This window comes from Acinetobacter ursingii DSM 16037 = CIP 107286, from assembly GCF_000368825.1.
Classification (GTDB): Bacteria; Pseudomonadota; Gammaproteobacteria; order Pseudomonadales; family Moraxellaceae; genus Acinetobacter; species Acinetobacter ursingii.
Map to the genome: position 1 here is coordinate 1,445,165 of NZ_KB849717.1, position 16,001 is coordinate 1,461,165.

Below are 16,001 nucleotides of genomic sequence, written 5' to 3' on the forward strand. Positions count from 1 at the left end.
GCACTAGTGATACATTAGTCAGATAAGAAATTTTCTTATATTAATCTATTGGAATATTACAAAAAAAGAAAGCTCTATGGCTTTCTTTTTCTTAATACTTTTAAGATTTCTCCATAGACTTTGATTGCGAAACTTACACAATTATTTGAAGGTATATCTTTAGGAATCTCAACAATAAAATACTCTTTAGTAGAAGTTAAGCTTTTTAATACTAGGCAATTAGAATCTAAGAAAAATATTAATTTCAAATCATCATTACTACATAGACAATTGTGTTCAAATTTGAATCCGTGATTCTTAACTAAGTAACTTTCTACAAATATTTTTATAACTTCGAAATTCTGATTTGCTTTACTAGTCATTTTATATGACTCGTCATTAAGCCCACCCCCATCTTTAGTTCTTGATCTGATAATATTTTTTCGAGCTCTTTTTGTGCTTTTTGATTTTGATTAAGGCACTCAACAATTTTTTGATTTTTCAAAAGTTTTGGTGCACTCGCAATAATTCCCTCACTATATGGAATCTGCGAATCACGCCCTCCAAAAAATGTACCAACTCCCTTACTAAAACTATTTAGCCCACGTCCCATGTCAGCTAAGAAATTCGTATCTTCAGGACGAGTTGCAATAACGTCTTCTGGTAAAAGGGCTGTTATAGCACGATTGAGTAGATTCCCTTGTAATGCTCTATCTTTCGCATCGTCTATAGAGCAAAGTAAATATACAGCATATTGCAAATCACCAAACTCTCCTTTTTCCTGATTATAGATAACATTCTTCCGCATTATTAAGCATTCAAGATAATCAAAATATAATGTTTCTTGATAAGGACAATGCTCAAAATAGTACTCAAACTTTTCTATAGCGCTAGTATAGATTTCACTGCGTTTGTACACTATCGCCTGTGCTTTAATGACAGCATTGCTAGGCTCACGCTCAAATAAAATTTTTAAGATCTCTCGACTAATCTGTAAATGTTCACTTTTTTCAATCTTCGATAAATACCGACTGACTAATTCAGAAATATTCATCGACGCTTGATGCTTGAGTTTGAATAAAATACATTGCTCTAACCAAGCATAATTTTTTGCATGCCCTTGATAGTGAGGGATAAATACTGTTTCAATCAATTCAACCAATTCTAAAGAAACGCCAATTTCCTCAAAAGAATTGATAGAGAATTCCCATTTTTGTGGAATAGTCACACTAAATAAACGAGAGAAAAACCCCGAATTAAGATCAGCTTTTTCTTGAGTAACTAACATCAACATATCTTCTGGAGTAAGTGTATGTTTTTGAGTTTTAATTCTATCTAGTCGTACTTTAAGTAATTTAAAATTCATATATACCCCTAATTTTTTGAATTTTCAGATAATTTACTATTTTAGACATCAGAATTATATTACTTAAAATTGAAAAAGTACTAGTGTATTAAAAATAATAAAACTATTGATTTATTTATATATTTTCATAACCTCGATTGACTAAACTCACCCTTAATTTTATCATTCAACTGCTGACCTACATCGTCAGTCGGTTTTGACAGACCGCTTACCCAAAGCACACTAAAAAGTTTATCTTTTTGGTGGGCGACCCTGCGTGCCCCCTCTGCGGCGGAACGGGAGGGGGACACCTTCGGGTGTGCTGATCTTTTTGGGTATCAGTCTGTCAACCCTCTTTCGTTTCGCCACCATTATTTGACAGTAATGCGGTGAAGCTTCTTTTATACCCAAAGGAGTCATACCCATGACTAAGTTTTTCCTATCTATATTGTTCTCCCTGAAACGATTTTATATTCCTCTGTTGCATTAACAGCATTCATAAATTTTTGCTTATTTGACTGATCTAAACGCTATCTAGCCTTGGAATGCTTTGTCGCATCTACACTTTAGTCAATTCAGCAAAATTTATTACACATCAAATAACACAATAAAAATTAGGGGAAATGATGAAAACGCTTACTTCGCTTGTACTCATCTCACTTGTCATGATGACAGCAGGCTGTGCCAGTAAAACAGAACGTCAGTTTATCAGTGGTTGTAAAACAGGTGGCATTGATGGCAATACCTGTTCATGTATTTACGACAAACTTGAAAATAAATATGGAGAAGATGGACTTAAAGAAAATCTCTACACCTTGCAGCAAACTGAATCCTTCCAAAGAGATATGGTCAATATTTCCTATCAGTGCATGAAGGAATAACCATGAGAACACTTGCTGGCATCATCTGCATCATTGCAGTGATTTGCTTTTTAGGTTTGCCATTTATTGGCTTCATGATCGTGATGGGACTATTTATCGCATTAGCAAAATTTGCAACTGGGGGAAAGTAAATGAATTCAAATATTAAATCATGGATGATCAGTGGCTACTTAGTGATTGGTTTTTTCTTTGCCATCTATCAACACTTTTGGGGGCAATACAACTATAAGCCATTTACCTATAATTTAGGGCAAGGTTTGGTTTGGCCTGCGGTAATGTTTCCAACAGTGGGAAAAATCGTTGGTGGAATTTTAATTCTATGTTTGGTCGGATTTCTGACCATGCGCTCTAAGTAAGTGAGAGTCAAGCCATGAAAAAATTACTGTCCACTGTAGCACTGTCAACTTTACTGATTGCATGTAGTCAGAACAATCAGCCAGCTCAGAAAAGTACGAAAGATCAAACATCCAGTTCACCCGTCCAGACAGAGCAATCCAAATATGCTCCATATAGCAAGGATGAAGTCGAAGCCAAAGTACAAGCCTTAACTCAGATTATAGAAAATGATACCGAGTATCTGCCTGCGGCAGTTAAAGAAGCGCAGTCATTTCTTGAGAGTTGGGATAAACATCCTGAAGCACTCAAATCCATGATGGAGTCTGATCTTGATCCAAACAGTCCTGATTACAGCAATCATATTCCTATGGAAACGGAACAACCTGCATTATCTGTTCGAGCTCAAATTACCAGTCGGGAATCTCAATCTGCCTTCAATGTACAAGGAGCGATCGAATATATTTTAGAAATTCAGTCAACCAACGATCAACCTTTTGTCTTACAAGGTATGAGTATTAATCGTGGTCGTTGTGGTTATTACACCGCAGATTTCCATAGCAAGATGCCTGTACAAATGAGTTATAGCTCAACGGTATCGTACTTGTTGAAGTGTCGTGGTGATCAAGTCCTTGAAGCTGAATTGACAACCGATCAAGGCAATGTGAGTTTGTCTTTTTAATGTCAGGCTATAAAATAGAGAGAACACGGTTAATGTTGGTGTTCTCTCTTCTGAATAATATTACTTACGTTCACAAAAATTATAATCTACTGATTTTTCTGAAATTTTAAGAAAATCCACTACATGAGATTTATCTTGAACGGAATTTTCTTGTTTTAATATTTGGGGTAATTGATGTAACTTTTTTCTTCTCTCAAGATTCTTTCTAATTGACTCATGCTTTAGAGATAAACGTATCTCACTGTTGGTTAATTTTATTTCTACACCTTCCAGCCCCTCTTTGTAGGACGGATGCTCAAACTTATAACCACTATCTGCTATTTTATTAAGCTCAGTAGTCAAAGCCGTATATAAAAATTTGTTAAAACCATTTGGTTCAGATAGCCCATTTTTACAATATTCATCTTTTTTAAACATACAAAAATATTCGAGTATTAATGTCTCATATGCAACTAATGTAGACTTTTCTTTCAGATGTGCATTTTTTTTAGAAGTTAATTTTTTTGATAAAAATTCAAGAATTTCTTCCAGTTCTTCAATATTTTTCCAAATTTTTGATGTTAGGTTTTTATTCAATAGTAAGTACAGAGCATAATAATTTGAAAAAAATATTTCATGGAATGAAGAGTCCTTACCTATAGGAATTTGAAAATGTAAAAGTCCTTCCTGCATTTCCACAATTTTATTTTCACTATCTCGCCCAACCAAGTTACTCCAAGATAGATGGTTTAATGGTTGCAGTAATACTGAACTAGCACCACGTTTCAATGTATCTATTGGAGTGAGAAAATTAACTAAAGCATAGTAACCTTCGAAATTTTCCTCCCTATAAGATAGAGTCTGCAATCCCATAAAAAACTCTAAATACATAGGAATTATATATTTATCTAAATCTAACTGAGTGCGATAGCTCAAAGCAGCTAAATCATAGCAACTAGCTAATTGCTGTACTTCTAAATATATAGCATTAAAATCAGCGTTTTTTCGAATTAAAGAAAATACTTCAAAATAAGCTGAATGAAACTCTCTAGTCGAATTGAGATTAAACCAATTATGGATCGGATTCTTAAAATCTTGTCCATATTGAGCATTCCCCCAAAAACAGGCTATCACCTCGCAATTAAAATAATCTTGAGAATTCAGATTTAGGATTTGTTCTACCTTACCCATAGATGGATGTCGGTTTTCCTCAATAGTAGCCCATGATTTTTTTAGAAATAAATTCAGAACGTATTTATTTAACTCTTTCAATGAATTTAATAATTCAGGCTGAGATTTAAGTAGAGAAAAATGATCAAATTCTTGTTCAATAAAGCTTTGAGTGCGTATTAGACATGCTGTCTTAAGCAGTTCTTTTTGCTTCTGATTCATTTTTCCCCATTCGGAATTAGATCCGCTGTTTTTTGTCCGAAGACTTGCTGTTAATTTTGACTTATTCAATCACGGAGTCAAATCTCATGCAATCAGATATATATCCAAGACCAACCATCCTTCGATTCAAAGAAGTAATTGGCTTTACGGGTGTAAGTCGCTCAGTCATATATGAAAAATTAAATAAGAAATCGAAAAGTTACGATCCATCTTTCCCAAAACCTATCAAGCTCAGTTCAAATGCTGTTGGGTGGTTTGAGCATGAATTAGTTCAGTGGCTTGAGCTTAAAGCTAAGCAACGTTTTACCTGCTAACTTTCCAAATCGACTTTCAACTGCGAAAGTCGATATTTCTGAAAAATAGATGAAATGGATTGTCGGAATTATGGTTCTCATATTTTTCAATAATTTAGGATTTTATATTTAATTAATAAGTACTAATAATCAATATATTTTATTGATAAATAATACTTTTAATTAGATTTATTATTCATTCAACAACTCTTCTAAAACCTACATCAAATATATCACGATTCATACCAAGGCTATCCATGCCTAGGTAGGGATTCACTTACTTAAAATTTACCTAAAAGAGCATTATATGAACACAGATCTAAATAATTATCCTGATGATAATTATGAAAAATATTCCATACATGAGGTGGATGATAAAAGCATTGTAATAATTGATGATCCAGAAGCATTACAGAAGGATAGAATCATTCAACTCATAAAAAAAACGCACAAAGAGGGAAAGTTTTTAATCTACGTCCTTCATCCCGATAAAAAGCAATCTTACAAAATTAATCACAGGCCTTTACATGATGCATTAAAAAACATTGATCCACGATTTATATATGATGTCACTTACACGAGTGCTGAGACTGACCTATTTCGTAAGATATACGTAGAGTGCTTCCCTGCACATATTGTAAATGATACATCTACAAACTTTTGGCAACTTGCTCACAATGAGCAAATAGCGATCAGCCCAACTCATTACAAGCCTAAAGCTCAAATTTTAAATGAGTTCTACCAACGTCTCTTCAAGGCATTATCGAATGATATAGACTATAAAAAAGCAGTAGAACTACGCAAAGAAAAAAGCTTAAATCAGAACAAGAAGGCTAAAAAGCTTATCCAAAAATTAATTATTAAATTCAGTAAATTACTGGTAATTCGAATTGATTTCTCCATTAATCGAAAATTTAAAATCACACTTGAACTACTGAAAGCATACTTGAGCATTTTCTTAAAAAAACTCCATACGCCAAATGACAAAGTACCACCAATTGTCGGTTTTATCTGGAAATTAGAATATGGAATAAAAAAAGGCTACCACTATCATTTTATTTTTTTTATGGATGGCAATATCTATTGGAATCATTCTTTCTATGCAGACCAACTCTGTAAATTATGGATGAGCATCACTCAGAACAAAGGATATTACTATAACTGCAATAACAAAATGAAATCCTACAAAAAACTTGCGCTTGGGATACTTGTGCATGATGACCATGAAAAAATTGACACATTGCATTCGGTCGTAGATTACTTCACCAAAGCCGATCAGTTCATTATCGAAAAAACACTTAAGAACCATCGTACTTTTGGCTATAGCACTCGCAAGCTTGAAAAAAGCAAAGCTGGAAGGCCTCGTCAGATCAATGCAGGATCAAATTTAGGCTAATTCAGACCATCTAAATAATGCTCTCAGCCATAGAGAGCACCAATACCCATATTTAAAAAAAGTGAGACCATAATGAACATGTTAATGCAACCTACCAATACGACAGAAAGCACCAATCTACCTTATTTTTGTATGGGTGAGTTTAACCTATTCAATATGCAAAGCGTTTCGGAAATCGCTACGAATCCGAGTTATTTGCCTTTCAAAGAAAAATTTAAAAAAATCAGTCGAATCTCTACTCAATACTATGTCAGTAATACTCCGCATACAGATCATGTATTTGAACTACTACTGAGCTTTCAACCAATTAATGTTCAATTACGAGAACACTCACTATTCAAAATCAGTCAAAGTGTAAAGGCTGTGCATCAGGCATATGTAAATTTGGGTTACAATTCAGATGGACCTATTAATCCAATGCTGCTACACAATGAATACTATGTTGAGCAGATAAAACCTGTTGTAGATGCATTCATATATGAATTGAAAAAGCATTCAACCAGTAAAAATGCAATCGCTGATCGTGATAAGCGTATTGCATTAATCAAAGAAATACGTAAAGAAAATGTACCTGTGATGAAAAAGTTATTCAAAACTCATCAACAATTTAATCTAAATCATTTTACTTATGTGTTCCACATGAATGAGCATGAACTGTTTAAAGCAAATAAATCTGTGGAAAATGCTTTGACCCAAAAAATGCGCAGCATCATCAATCATTTTCATGAAAAACATCAATCAGAAATTTTAGCATTATTTTTTTGTATACAACGTGATTTATCTGATAACTATGTCTTAAATGTGTATTGTGCGACAGAGCGAGAATGCCAGCCTCTATCAATGAAAGATTGCATCAGCTTTCGTGATAATGGCACTCTTAATTTTGCACCACTTACGAAGATCACCATGAGTATTTTTGAATTTCAAAGTTCAATGAATATTCAAGGTGTAGACGGTATAAATGAAAAGATATGGAAAGTCATTTTTGGGCAACAAGTTGAAAAATACAAATATACTTATTATGAATCTGAATTCGTATCACCAAAATTCATATACATAGAGTGTGATAGCAAAAATTAACGAGGAAGGGCTTTTACCCTTCTTTTACTTTCCTAGATTCCTAAAACTGTTTGATATGGCTTGAATCCTTCCAATACAACAGCAGCAACTAAGCTATTAAATGGCTCACTATTGCCATACGCCATCCATTGATCCAGAGCCTCATAGTAGGCTAAGCGATTTTCTACAGTAATCACACTCGGTGGATAACCTGCTTTCATCAATTCAAGATTCATCAACAATCGAGATGTACGTCCATTCCCATCCACAAAAGGATGGACACCCACAAAATCAGCATGAACTTTGGCTGCTCGCTCAATTGGATGCAATGTATGAGCTTCCATGTTATACCAATCTATAAATTGAGCCATCTTGTCATTGAGCAATGTGTGATCTGGAGGATTGGTGGTAGCACCTGAGATTAAGACATTTTGCTGACGATATCGTCCTGCATTCTCATCATCAATATTTTTTAAAATCAATTGATGAATATTACGAATTTGCCACTCTGAAAACGGTTCTTGTTTTTTTATAATATCTTCGACATATAAAATTGCATCACGATGGTTGATCGCTTCAAAATGCTCCCTTAACGCTTTCCCACCTACGGTAATTCCTTCTAGAACTACTTTGGTCTCTAATAAAGTTAAAGTGTTACCTTCGATGGCGTTCGAATGATAAGTCCAGCGTAAGATCAAGTCTTCATGTAGATTTTTAACAATTGCAGGTGAAAGAGGTCGATGCTGATCTAATTTAGCTTTTAAATCATCAATGATCTCAAACATGGTTTATCTCTACAGATGCAATCAAATGATCATACATGAAAAAGTCATAGCAATGAAATCTGATAGCTACAGCATCACATTGATGTATAATAAGAATGGTTCTTCAAATGCTAATCTAAATTTTTTATAGGCTGGGGGACGATTGGGGGATCAAATAAAATTAATTATTTTTTATTTAAATATTATCAATTGCTTAACCTTTAAATATGATTCCCTCTCTCGCCAAGTTTACTTTCTATGATATCTCATAGAGTCCTAAAAGCTTAAATCTAAAGGGTTTAAGCTTTTTTTATTGCCTCATGCTTTCCAATTAGCCCTATTGAATCCTCATATAGTTGGGGGTATAACTGGGGGTATAATAAATTACCCCCATTTTTATACCCCCAAATTTCTACGGGAAACGTTGCAATGCTTACAGATGCAAGGATCAGAAAATAAAACCATTAGAAAAGAAGACTAAATATCCAGATGAAAAAGGCTTATATCTAGAAGTTATTCCGGCAGATGGTATGCATTGCCGTATGAAATTTCAAATTCTTGGTAAAGAAATTTTTTTAGTATTGACAAAAGGTAGTAACGATTTCACACGGGTAGTCATGTCTTTTTGGCGTATAAGGACAGGATTTGATTGTCCATATTGATGATACGTCTTGCGTAGCAGCGCTCCTCATGTTTCTTTACAATTGTGGCTGGAAACTACCATCCCGATCACGTGGAGCACTGTGCTCAAACTCCCCATCACCAGTGAGTACTTACTTTTTACTATACACATTATGGGCATTGCCTTTAACACTAAGTTTTACCTTCATGTCCTAAATGTGCAGTCAGTTTGTAAGCGTCCGCTGAACCCCACTTTTTCTAACGCATGTATATGCCGATAGTGTCCACTTAAATTTTAGTGGACACCTATTTATGGATTTAAAGACAGTTACAGACAGTGCACCGACGCTAAAAAAGCCCCGCCGAACCTTCACAGCTGAATTTAAAAATAAGCTTATTCAACAATGCCAGCAGCCAGACACATCTGTGGCCAAGGTTGCAATGCAACATCAGATCAATGCCAATCTACTGCATAAATGGATTCGCCAGTCCGAATCAATGCCCCCTCCATTAAAAAGACCGCCTAGCCCACAGGCCGACTTTCTTCCTGTCATTGCTCACCCGATGCCAGTCAAACAAGAGACATCACCGCCGTCTGTACCAGAGGAGAAAGCTACTGCCTATATCAGGATTCCACTGCATGAGGAACAACATTCCGTAAGACATCAAATGATTGAAATCGAGTGGCCTGTGGAATCAACAACTGAATTGCTATGTCTGCTGCAAGGCTTGATCAAATGATTCGTATTGATGAAATATGGTTGTCTACCCAGCCCATGGATATGCGAGCAGGTACAGATACTGCACTTGCTCAAGTTCTTAAAGCCTTCGGCTGTGTCAAACCGCATTGTGCTTATCTGTTCTGTAATAAACGTGGTCATCGTATGAAAGTATTGGTACATGATGGATTGGGTATTTGGCTCTGTGCAAGGCGGCTGGAACAAGGGAAATTCCACTGGGCTAAGATTCATCAGGGTGAAACAATGAGTATCAGTGTAGAACAATTACAGGCACTGATTCAGGGTTTAGCCTGGCAGAGAATTGGACAATCTCAGGTGGTCAATATGCTCTAAACCAGATAGATCTATTTTGCCATCCTCCAAAGGATCTATTTCCTCCTTGACCTGATCTCAGGCATACTGCGGTCATGAATATATTGCCTAATTTAAGCCAACTGACCCATGAACAATTACTGGAATTTACCCAGCAGTTGGCAGTGCAGAATCGGCAACTTGTAGAAGATAAGCAGCAGCTTGAAGCATCAAAACAACAGTTAGAACAATCTAATCAACACCTAGATGCCAAAGTTCAACATCTTTCCATTCTCACGCAAAAATACGAGCATGAACTTGCTCTGTTTAAACGACATAAATTCGCTCAGAAGAATGAACACTTAACAGCTAAACAAATTAGCCTGTTAGATGAAGCAGTCGAAGAAGACATCGCAGCCGTTGATCTTGAATTGGAACGACTGAATGCGGATCAACCCAACACCCATAAAACCAAGGCAATCAAACCTAAACGTCGAGCACTGCCAGATCATCTCGCCACCATTCGTATAGAGCATGAACCCGCCTCAATAGTATGCACTTGTGGCTGTACTTTGCGTCGTATCGGTGAAGATGTCAGTGAGAAACTGACCTTTAAATCCGCACAGTTTATGAAAGAGCAGCATATCCGTGGCAAATGGGTGTGTGATCAGTGCGAAATCATCAAGCAGGAACCGATGCCTGCTTATGTGATTGATAAAGGCATTGCGAGCCCTGAACTGCTCAGCCATGTACTGGTTTGCAAATATGCGGACCATTTACCTTTATACCGTCAGAGACTGATCTACCAACGAGCTGGCGTAGACTTGGCTCGATCCACTTTAGCTGATTGGGTGGGCCGTTGCGGCGTGGAACTTGAGCCATTGGCAGAAGCTTTAAAACAGATCATATTACAACAACAGGTGATTCATGCAGATGAAACGCCTGTGACCGTGATGCAGATTGCTGAGAAGAAACCGAAGAAAGGTTATGTCTGGGCTTATGCCACCACACAGTACAATTCGATTCAAGCGATCGTGTATGACTTTCAAGCGAGTCGATCAGGTCAACATGCCGAAGATTTCCTTAAAGGCTGGCAAGGTCATCTGGTCTGTGATGATTACAGTGGTTATAAGGCACGTTTTGCCTCAGGTCAGATGATTGAAGTGGGTTGTATGGCGCATGCCCGTCGTAAATTCCATGAGCTGCATGTGACGGGTAAAAGTTTGATTGCTGAGCAAGCGTTATCAATGATTCAACAGCTTTACCGAATTGAAGCAGAATTAAGAGACATTCCAGACTGTACAGCAGAACAACGACGACAGCGAAGGCAACAGGACAGTGAGCCAATCATGCAGCAACTGTATGATTGGCTCAAACAACATCAGCTCAAAGTACCAGCAAGTTCGCCTACGGCAAAAGCGATCAATTACAGTCTAAAACGTTGGTCTGCCTTAAGCCGTTATTTGGATGATGGTCATTTGCCTATATGTAATAACTGGGTGGAAAATCAAATGCGACCATGGGCTTTGGGACGTAAGAACTGGTTATTTGCTGGCTCATTGCGAAGTGGTCAACGGGCAGCCAATATCATGACGTTAATTCAGTCCGCCAAGCTCAATGGTCTTGATCCATATGCTTATTTAACCGATGTTCTTAGAAGGTTACCAACGCATAAAATGAAAGACATTGAAGAGTTGCTGCCGCATAACTGGAAGCCTGCTTGAATTCAAGTGCGGTTCACTGGATGCTTACGTCAGTTTGGCATTTAAGGCTGTTTCTATGGTAAGTTTCTTGAGTGCTTTACTGAATTCATTTAGATCGGCATCCGTTTTTAGGCTTTCGGCAAACTCCGTTACCAATGCCATTAATTGACTATGATCCATTGTGATGTATCCCATCTACCCCTTGTACAGAGTACTAAGATTTGGATATTTACACAGTTTTATTTACAAGCTCCCTAATATCGATCTGCTGCGTCAGCGATAGTATTTCCCTCACCATTGACTTTAATCTCACCTAGCTCTTCAGTACTATAGTTTTAGACCGTGAAAGATAAATTTACGGTTTCCGCTTTACATGAAATTATCATGGGTAGCGTTGCCGTACAAAGTAGCAATTTGAAAGAGATACTCATGATGTTGCCAAAAGTTGTTGTTCTTTTTGGGCCTTATCATATGCATCAAATAGTTCATCTTGCTTAACATCTCGCTTTACGATGTTAGCGGCAGTGTAAAAATGACCCCCTAATGGCATTTAAAAACAGACCCCCTTGGTTAATATAGCGGTCATTTTGGACTGCTCAACATGTTAACTTTGGAGCAAGCAGTGACAATCCAAATACTTCATCAGCAAGGTAAATCTATTAAAGCCATTACTCGTGAACTGGGGGTGTCCAGAAATACTGTGCGTAAATATTTACGGCAAAACACCACACCTCAGTATCAGCGTATACAGCCTAGAATAAGTATCCTTGACCCATATAAACCCTATTTACTCCAACGTGTAAACGCAGCTCATCCTGAATGGATTCCTGCTGTTGTGCTCTACCAGGAAATTTTAAGGTTGGGATATCCAGGAAAGATCAGGATCTTGAGGGAATATCTTGCAACATTAAAACCAGTTGCCAAACCGGAACCGATCATTCGTTTTGAAACCCAACCTGGTCAACAAATGCAGGTGGATTTCACCACGATTCGACGCAACAACACGACTTTGAAAGCCTTTGTCGCAACATTAGGCTATTCCAGAGCGACTTTCGTGAAATTTTATGATCATGAACGTACCAGTGCATGGATCGATGGTCTAGAAAATGCATTTCAGTTCTTTGCAGGAGTACCTCAGGAAATCCTGTTTGATAACGCTAAAACGATCATGATTGAACGGGATGCCTATCAGGAGGGGCAGCATAAATGGAATCCCAAACTGCTCGACTGCGCCAAGAAATACAGCTTTCGTCCTCGCGTATGTAAGCCCTACCGTGCACAGACCAAAGGCAAAGTTGAACGCTTTAATGGATACCTCAAATCAAGCTTTATTGTGCCATTGAAAGCAAGCCTGAAGACTTCGGGTTTACTGTTAGATGTTGATGTCGCCAATGCCCATATTGGCCGGTGGCTGCATGAAACCGCCAATCAGCGGATTCATGCCACCACGCAAGAAAAACCGGCTGTTCGACTGCAACAGGAGCAGCAAAAATTTACGCCATTACCGCAATCAGATACAGGTTCTAGCACTGTACCTGTTGCAGCAGCTCAGCATGTCATGCCCTACGAGAGTTTGCAGCATCCCTTATCTGTATATGACCAGTTGCTGGGAGTTTCCTGATGAATCTGCAATACGACCGTATAGAGCAGCTTTGCCAAAAGCTCAATCTGCCTGCCATCGCATCACAATGGTCACATCATGCACAACAAACATTAGGTCAGGATGGAAGTTATGCCGACTTTGTTGAAGCGATCTTGACGCATGAATATGCTGCCAGGCAACAGCGCAGTCAGCAGGTACTGATGAAACTCTCAGGCCTGCCTCAAGTCAAAACCCTGGAAGACTATGATTTTAATTATGCCCTAGGGGCCCCTAAATCACAGGTGATTGAACTGTTCAATCTGAGCTTTATTGCTAGAGCAGAAAATGTGGTGTTTCTGGGGGCTAGCGGAGTAGGAAAAACGCATTTATCTATGGCATTAGGCTATAAGGCCATCATGAACAACATTAAGATCAAGTTCATTACCGCAGCGGATTTAATGCTGCAACTGAGTACAGCCTATCAGCAAGGTAAACTGAAAACCTATATGCAACGTGCGGTACTGGGACCAAAGTTACTGATTATCGATGAAATTGGTTATTTACCGTTTGGACGTGAAGAAGCGAATCTGTTCTTTAATGTGATTGCCAAGCGTTATGAAAAAGGCAGTACGATATTGACGAGTAACTTACCCTTTAGCCAGTGGTCCAAATCCTTTGCAGATGATGTCACGTTGACCGCTGCGATGTTAGATCGGTTATTGCATCACTGTCATGTGGTACAAATATCGGGTGAGAGTTATCGTTTGAAGGATAAAAAAAGAATAGGGATTCAGCCCCAGGTTGAAACTTAATACGAGATCAAAGGGGTCAATTTTACTTTGCCATTTGTAAGGTAAAAGGGGTCAATTTTAGAATGCCGTTGACAACGATACTACACACCGCTTTTTCCGCGACCAACTTTTCATCTATTTCTTTGCCTTGCTTACTTCTAGGCGATTCATAAATCGTTCTTTGTCTAAAATAACTAAACGGTTCAGCATTACTTATAAAACCATATTTGGAGTCATGCACATAACTTTGGTAAAAATCAACAACATCTTGCGTTGCGTTGTTATTCCAGCTAGAAAACTCCCATTCATCAACACCTAAAAAGAATTCATAGGCTTTTGAAATAGGTGACAAGACTCTATATATATTGAAACCTCCTGACTTACTTGGCGCTGTCAAATCCTTAAGCTTTTGTAGACGACTTATTTCAGTCGCCATATCTGAAGGGCCTATAGGAATTAATTCACGAATTTTGCTTTCACTTCTTACTTGCTGGCTCACAGAAAGGGTATAAGTCCTTGCTAAAGTTCCATAAGCACTGTAATAGACTTTCATTGCCGCAATAATTTGATCCTGAACTTTGCCATTACAGTACATTTGCTGATTTACGGCATTAAATAACCGTTGTGTTTCCTCTTGGATAGCAAATTGTTGTTCAAAAACTTTAGAATGTTTTACTTTAAGCTCATCATAATCATACATTCGTACGCCATAATTTACCGCTTCAGTGAGCATATCCTTTAGAGGAATACGTGCAAAATTATCGTTTACATTCTGGCTACCTGGCGTATAACCCCCTCCCACATCAGAGTGCATACCTGGATAAACAATTTCTTTCCAATTGGCATTGGTAAGATCACCATTTTCTTTATGAATTAAATCAAGTGGAAAGGCGAAGCGTAATTCATTCCCCGCGATATGATGCACACACATTTTGACACGTTCATCAATGACTAGATCCCGACCTTTAAAGGTCAAGTTATTGTTTAAATTAGTCGCAGGTAAACCAAAAGAAGCAACCGTATCAAATATACCTAAAAACTTAAATTCGATTGGGTATTTTCCAGTACCATATGTCAGTCCATCGCAACCTGATTCACATTGCCAGATAAACTGATTAGTAAACGCACGTGCAAGTGCCGCACCTCGTGAGAAGCCAAATGTAGAAATATTTATCTTTTTAATTAAGCGATGCTGGCTTAGACTTTTTTCAACTTCAGCAAAACTGTAAACTTTTTTTTCATTCGCATATTTATCTACATTAAGTTTTGCTTTTTTTGCATTAAAAATTAATACTTGTTTTAAAGCATCATTAAGTTGATCTTCCCCATAATCCAAGCGTCGAGTACCACCCAGACCAATACCTAAACCTAACCCAGTATGATCTTGCAATACAGAAATCGCTCTTTGAAAGATATTTAATTCAGCATTAAAACGTGTCCCGACACCAGATACATAAATAGAATGATTAGGTGATACCAACTGGTTATTTTCAGCTAGCTCAGTTTCTTTTAGTGACTGAGCATTTCGCCATAGTCGTGCTGGATTAGACCATTTCTTTTTATCTTCATCCGCATCTTTATTATTTCCCGTTCCGTCAAAAAAAACTGAAATATGAACCACATCAGTACAGTCTTGTTTTGCCATAGGAGGAGTATTCGAAACATCACTATTTGTTTCTAGAGTTCGCTGAATAATTGATTTCTTAAGCATAATTCACTCTTATTTATTATTGGAATGCGCTCTTTCCCATATTTGTGTACGCCATTTTGCTCCCTTTTTTGTTGGTTCTGGCCAATTATTAGATGTTTTAATCTCAATCGTATCATCAGGATATAAATGCACCGCCAAATATTTCATGCCTTTTAAATCTTCTTTTGTTAATACAACTTGATTTTTTGCTCTATGAATTTTGTCACTATTCGACTCTTCCCACGTTACAATTTGAGGACCCAATTTTACTGGAGAAGTACTCATACCCCCCCCAAAGCCCCCACCTATTTCATGACCATTTAATCTAACCATATAACTAGTATAAGTTGGATCATAATTAAATGAAGTTGTAGCCATGTAGTACGTTGCATTTGGACCAATACCTGCACATCCGGCTGTGCTTAAAGCCAAACTAATGGGTAAAAGTAATATTTTTTTTAGATTCATCTCTAAATTCCT

At 37.4% G+C, this 16,001-nt stretch carries 17 protein-coding genes and 3 pseudogenes; 13 read left to right on the plus strand and 7 right to left on the minus strand.

Annotation, left to right across the window (positions count from 1 at the left end; genetic code table 11):
- Positions 1-358 precede the first annotated feature (358 nt).
- Positions 359-1,345, minus strand: a complete 987-nt coding sequence (locus F944_RS14240; protein WP_004991927.1) for a hypothetical protein — start codon at positions 1,343-1,345, stop codon at positions 359-361.
- Positions 1,346-1,950: 605 nt separating this feature from the next.
- Here F944_RS14240 and F944_RS14245 point away from each other — a divergent pair.
- The 4 genes from F944_RS14245 to F944_RS14255 are packed head-to-tail and all read left to right on the plus strand — an operon-like array spanning position 1,951 to position 3,220.
- A complete protein-coding gene (locus F944_RS14245) occupies positions 1,951-2,205 on the plus strand; it encodes a hypothetical protein (RefSeq protein ID WP_004991929.1) in 255 nt (84 codons plus the stop codon).
- A gap of 2 nt (positions 2,206-2,207) precedes the next feature.
- Positions 2,208-2,336: a hypothetical protein gene (locus tag F944_RS17400; protein ID WP_004991931.1), complete on the plus strand. Its 129-nt coding sequence runs from the start codon at positions 2,208-2,210 to the stop codon at positions 2,334-2,336.
- A complete protein-coding gene (locus F944_RS14250; RefSeq protein ID WP_004991939.1) occupies positions 2,337-2,561 on the plus strand; it encodes a hypothetical protein in 225 nt (74 codons plus the stop codon).
- Between the two features lie 14 nt (positions 2,562-2,575).
- Positions 2,576-3,220, plus strand: coding sequence for a hypothetical protein (locus F944_RS14255; RefSeq protein ID WP_004991941.1), 645 nt, complete (start codon positions 2,576-2,578; stop codon positions 3,218-3,220).
- A gap of 60 nt (positions 3,221-3,280) precedes the next feature.
- Here the strand turns inward: F944_RS14255 and F944_RS14260 are convergent, their stop codons facing one another.
- Positions 3,281-4,591 carry a hypothetical protein gene (locus tag F944_RS14260; protein WP_004991944.1) on the minus strand — a complete coding sequence of 437 codons (1,311 nt, stop codon included), beginning with the start codon at positions 4,589-4,591 and terminating at the stop codon, positions 3,281-3,283.
- Between the two features lie 86 nt (positions 4,592-4,677).
- Here F944_RS14260 and F944_RS14265 point away from each other — a divergent pair, with 86 nt between their 5' ends.
- From F944_RS14265 to F944_RS14275, 3 genes are all read left to right on the plus strand, one after another.
- Positions 4,678-4,905: a helix-turn-helix transcriptional regulator gene (locus tag F944_RS14265; RefSeq protein WP_004991946.1), complete on the plus strand. Its 228-nt coding sequence runs from the start codon at positions 4,678-4,680 to the stop codon at positions 4,903-4,905.
- Positions 4,906-5,191: 286 nt separating this feature from the next.
- Positions 5,192-6,280 (plus strand): YagK/YfjJ domain-containing protein, encoded by a 1,089-nt coding sequence (locus tag F944_RS14270; RefSeq protein ID WP_004991948.1) that lies wholly within the window; start codon positions 5,192-5,194, stop codon positions 6,278-6,280.
- A 72-nt stretch (positions 6,281-6,352) separates the two neighbouring features.
- Positions 6,353-7,360, plus strand: coding sequence for a hypothetical protein (locus F944_RS14275; protein ID WP_004991949.1), 1,008 nt, complete (start codon positions 6,353-6,355; stop codon positions 7,358-7,360).
- 32 nt (positions 7,361-7,392) lie between these two features.
- Here F944_RS14275 and F944_RS14280 read toward each other — a convergent pair whose 3' ends face one another.
- Positions 7,393-8,124 carry a Fic family protein gene (locus tag F944_RS14280; protein WP_004991951.1) on the minus strand — a complete coding sequence of 244 codons (732 nt, stop codon included), beginning with the start codon at positions 8,122-8,124 and terminating at the stop codon, positions 7,393-7,395.
- A gap of 408 nt (positions 8,125-8,532) precedes the next feature.
- On the opposite strand from F944_RS14280, the pseudogene F944_RS17315 reads away from it, so the two are divergent.
- Positions 8,533-8,672: pseudogene (locus F944_RS17315) on the plus strand (Arm DNA-binding domain-containing protein); the annotation flags it as partial.
- 55 nt (positions 8,673-8,727) lie between these two features.
- On the opposite strand, the pseudogene F944_RS17320 reads toward F944_RS17315, so the two are convergent.
- A pseudogene (locus F944_RS17320) lies at positions 8,728-8,906 on the minus strand (transposase); the annotation flags it as partial.
- A 130-nt stretch (positions 8,907-9,036) separates the two neighbouring features.
- Here F944_RS17320 and tnpA point away from each other — a divergent pair.
- From tnpA to tnpC, 3 genes are all read left to right on the plus strand, one after another.
- Positions 9,037-9,465 carry an IS66-like element accessory protein TnpA gene (tnpA, locus tag F944_RS14285; protein ID WP_004985693.1) on the plus strand — a complete coding sequence of 143 codons (429 nt, stop codon included), beginning with the start codon at positions 9,037-9,039 and terminating at the stop codon, positions 9,463-9,465.
- On the plus strand, positions 9,462-9,797 hold the full coding sequence (gene tnpB, locus F944_RS14290; RefSeq protein ID WP_004988643.1) for an IS66 family insertion sequence element accessory protein TnpB: 336 nt from the start codon (positions 9,462-9,464) through the stop codon (positions 9,795-9,797). Before tnpA ends, tnpB begins: the two co-directional genes overlap by 4 nt.
- Before the next feature lie 74 nt (positions 9,798-9,871).
- Positions 9,872-11,479: an IS66 family transposase gene (tnpC, locus tag F944_RS14295; RefSeq protein ID WP_004985690.1), complete on the plus strand. Its 1,608-nt coding sequence runs from the start codon at positions 9,872-9,874 to the stop codon at positions 11,477-11,479.
- A 27-nt stretch (positions 11,480-11,506) separates the two neighbouring features.
- Here tnpC and F944_RS14300 read toward each other — a convergent pair.
- Positions 11,507-11,638, minus strand: a pseudogene (locus F944_RS14300) (IS256 family transposase); the annotation flags it as partial.
- Between the two features lie 421 nt (positions 11,639-12,059).
- Here F944_RS14300 and istA point away from each other — a divergent pair.
- Together istA and istB are read left to right on the plus strand one after the other, a co-directional pair.
- Complete coding sequence (gene istA / locus F944_RS14305; protein ID WP_004988759.1) at positions 12,060-13,079, plus strand: IS21-like element ISAba8 family transposase; 1,020 nt, start codon at positions 12,060-12,062, stop codon at positions 13,077-13,079.
- Positions 13,079-13,852 carry an IS21-like element ISAba8 family helper ATPase IstB gene (gene istB, locus F944_RS14310; protein ID WP_001053379.1) on the plus strand — a complete coding sequence of 258 codons (774 nt, stop codon included), beginning with the start codon at positions 13,079-13,081 and terminating at the stop codon, positions 13,850-13,852. The genes istA and istB overlap by 1 nt, the downstream gene beginning before the upstream one ends.
- 22 nt (positions 13,853-13,874) lie before the next feature.
- Here istB and F944_RS14315 read toward each other — a convergent pair whose 3' ends face one another.
- Complete coding sequence (locus tag F944_RS14315) at positions 13,875-15,542, minus strand: T6SS phospholipase effector Tle1-like catalytic domain-containing protein (protein WP_004991955.1); 1,668 nt, start codon at positions 15,540-15,542, stop codon at positions 13,875-13,877.
- A gap of 9 nt (positions 15,543-15,551) precedes the next feature.
- Entirely contained in the window at positions 15,552-15,989 is a 438-nt protein-coding gene (locus F944_RS14320) for a hypothetical protein (protein ID WP_004991957.1), read from the minus strand.
- Between the last annotated feature and the right edge of the window lie 12 nt (positions 15,990-16,001).